Origin of the sequence: Nocardiopsis trehalosi NBRC 14201 (genome assembly GCF_001552555.1) — a bacterium.
Taxonomy (GTDB): domain Bacteria; phylum Actinomycetota; class Actinomycetes; order Streptosporangiales; family Streptosporangiaceae; genus Nocardiopsis_B; species Nocardiopsis_B trehalosi.
Genome location: NZ_BCRK01000317.1, coordinates 1 through 3037 on the forward strand (window position 1 = coordinate 1; position 3037 = coordinate 3037).

Sequence of the window (3037 nt, forward strand, 5' to 3'; positions counted from 1 at the left end):
GGGGCGGCGGGGCCGCGCGTCACCGCGCGTCCCCGCCGCCCGGGGCGTCCGCCGCCCCCTCGGAGCCTGGCGCGGCGGGCGGTGCGCCGCCCAGCTCGTGCCGGAGCGTGTCGAGTTCGGCGCCCCCCGACATGTGGTGGGCGAGGTCGGCCGCGTCGACCTCGGCGCGCGCCGCGTCGAGCTCCACCCGGCCGCGCGCGAGCACGGTGAACCGGTCGCCCACCAGGTGGGCGTGGTGCGGGTTGTGGGTGACCAGGACGACCGCCACCCCGGCGTCGCGGGCCGCGCGCACGTACCGCAGCACGATCCCCGACTGGCGGACCCCCAGTGCGGCGGTCGGCTCGTCCAGGATGAGCACGCGGGCGCCGAAGTACACGGCGCGGGCGATGGCCACCACCTGCCGCTGGCCGCCCGACAGGGTGGCCGCCGGGGCGTCGACGTCGGGCAGCGCGACCCCCAGCCGCCGCGTCTCGGCGTCGGCCACGCGGCGCATCCGCCGCACGTCCAGGGCGCGGAACGGGCCGGTGCGCGGCTCGGAGCCGAGGAAGAAGTTCCGCCACACCGGCATCAGCGGCACCATCGCCAGGTCCTGGTAGACGGTGGCGATGCCGCGGGCGCGCGCCTCGCGCGGCGACCTGAACCGCACCGGGGCGCCGTCGACCCGGTACTCCCCCGCGCTCGGCCGGATCAGCCCCGACATGATGGCGATGAGGGTGGACTTGCCCGCCCCGTTGTCGCCCAGGACGCAGGAGACCCGCCCGGGGGCGACCGCCAGGTCGACCCCGTCCAGGGCGCGCACCCCGTTGAAGTCGCGGGCGATCCCGGTCAGTTCCAGGACGGCCCCGCCGCCGTCGGCCACGGCGCTCACCTCCGCTCCGTCCGCGTGCGGACCCACAGGTTGACCACCACCGCCGCCAGCAGCATCGCGCCGACGAAGAACATGATCCAGTTGTTGTCCCACCCGGCGTAGACGATGCCCTGCCGCACCATGCCGTAGATGAGCGCGCCCACGGCGGCGCCCGCCACTGTGCCGTACCCGCCGGTGAGCAGGCAGCCGCCGACCACCGCGGCCATGATGTAGAGCAGTTCGTTGCCGACGCCCTCACCGGACTGCTGCACCCCGTTGGACGCGGTCAGCAGGTGCATGCCGCTGAACCAGGCGAAGAACCCGGCCGTGGCGAACAGCCCGATGCGCACCCGGTCGACCGGCACGCCCAGGGCGCGGGCGCCCGCGGCGTCGCCGCCCACCGCGTAGATCCAGTTGCCGGTGCGGGTGCGCAGCAGCACCCAGGTCGCCGCGGCGGTGAACAGCAGCCACCACAGCACGGTGACGCGCACCTCGACCGGCCCGATCGGCAGGCTCGACGCGAACACCGCCCGCGCGGAGGCGAACCCGTCCATGTCGGCGATGCCGTCGGTGGCCACCCCGCCGGTCACCAGCTTGGTGACGGCGATGTTGAGGCCCTGGAGCATGAGGAACACCGACAGGGTCACCAGGAAGCTGGGCAGCCGGGTGCGCACGAGCAGCCACCCGTTGAGGAACCCGATGCCCAGCGACAGCAGGAGCGCCAGCCCCGCGCCCGCCCACACGTTGAGCGAGAACTGGTAGGCGAACATGCCGCCGGCCAGGGCGGCGGTGACCACCGCCACCCCGGCGGACAGGTCGAACTCGCCGCCGATCATCAGCAGGGCCACGGGCACCGCCATGATGCCGATGGTGGAGGCGGCGTAGAGCACCGTGGACAGCGAGGCGGGCTGCCGGAACGGTTCGGCGACGGCGAAGAAGACGGCGAACACGGCGAGCGCGCCGACGAGCGCGCCCACCTCGGGCCGGGCCAGCAGCCGGCGCGCGGCGGAGCGCCCGCCCGGCGGGCCGCCCGCGGGGCCCGGCCCGGGGGCGGCGGGCGCGGCGGCGGAGGACGCGGTCACGCGCGTCACCTCGTCCCGGACTCGGCGTAGGCGGCGACCTCGTCGATGTTCTCGCGGTCCACGAAGCTCGGCCCGGTCAGCACGGGCTCGGCGCCGCCGCCGGTCACGTTGCCGTTGGTGGCGTACAGCCACAGGCCGTCGACCGCGAGGTAGCCCTGGAGGTAGGGCTGCTGGTCGACCGCCCACTCCACGGTGCCCTCCTCGATGGCGGCGACCAGGTCGCGGTTGGTGTCGAAGGTGGCCACGGCGGCGTCGGAGCCCGCGTCGGCCACGGCGTCGGCGGCGGTCAGCGCGAACGGGGCGCCGAGCGCGGCGACGTGGTCGACGTCCCGGTCCTCCTGGAGCCGGGCGGTGAGCGCCGCCTTCACCTCGGGCATGTTGGCGCCGTCGACGTAGAGGGTCTCGGTGTCGCCGCCGAAGGACTCGGCCATCCCGGCGCAGCGGGCCTCCAGGCCGACGTTGCCCTGCTCGTGGACGACGCAGAGGGCCTTGGCCGCGCCCGACTCGTTCAGCCGCTCGCCGTACGCCTCCCCCGCCAGGTCCTCGTCGGTGCCGTAGTACGCCATCAGCCCGGCGTCCCGCCACTGGTCGATGCCGGAGTTGAGGCCGACCACGGGGATGCCCGCCTCGGCGGCGGCGTCAAGGGCGCCCTGGAGGGCGTCGGGCTTGGCGAGGGTGACGGCGATCCCGTCGACGCCGGAGTCGACGGCGGTCTGCACGAGGACGGCCTGGCGGGCGCCCTCGGGGTCGGCGGAGTACTCCAGGGTGACGCCGCTCTTGGCCGCGGCGTCCTCCGCGCCGCCGCGGACGATGTCCCAGAACGTGTCGCCGGGCGCCTGGTGGGTGATCAGCGCGATGGTGAGGGCGGGGGTGGCGACGTCGGGGTCCGCCTCGTCCTGGCGGCCGCCCTGGGAGCTGCAGGCGGCGGTGAGCAGGAGGGCGGCGGCCGCGGCGAGGGCGGCGGGTGGTCGTGGTCGGTGCATGGGCCCCTCCGGGGCTGGGGGAGGCGGGTGGGGGACGCGGGCCGGTCGGCCGGGCGCGGCGCCGGGCGGCGGGGCGCCGGACAGCGGGGGCGGCGGGGGTCAGGGGGCCTGCTGATGGCGGGGGG

The 3037-nt window shown here is 76.1% G+C and carries 3 protein-coding genes; all 3 read right to left on the minus strand.

Annotation, left to right across the window (positions count from 1 at the left end; genetic code table 11):
• Positions 1-19: 19 nt before the first annotated feature.
• Genes NT8_RS27745 through NT8_RS27755 form a run of 3 tightly spaced genes read right to left on the minus strand, consistent with a single transcriptional unit; the run spans position 20 to position 2912 of the window.
• Positions 20-868, minus strand: coding sequence for an ATP-binding cassette domain-containing protein (locus tag NT8_RS27745; RefSeq protein WP_067975980.1), 849 nt, complete (start codon positions 866-868; stop codon positions 20-22).
• The gene (locus NT8_RS30510; protein WP_067975984.1) at positions 865-1929 is read right to left on the minus strand and encodes an ABC transporter permease; all 1065 of its coding nucleotides are present in this window, start codon (positions 1927-1929) and stop codon (positions 865-867) included. The genes NT8_RS27745 and NT8_RS30510 overlap by 4 nt, the downstream gene beginning before the upstream one ends.
• Before the next feature lie 5 nt (positions 1930-1934).
• Positions 1935-2912, minus strand: coding sequence for a substrate-binding domain-containing protein (locus NT8_RS27755; RefSeq protein WP_067975987.1), 978 nt, complete (start codon positions 2910-2912; stop codon positions 1935-1937).
• Positions 2913-3037 lie beyond the last annotated feature (125 nt).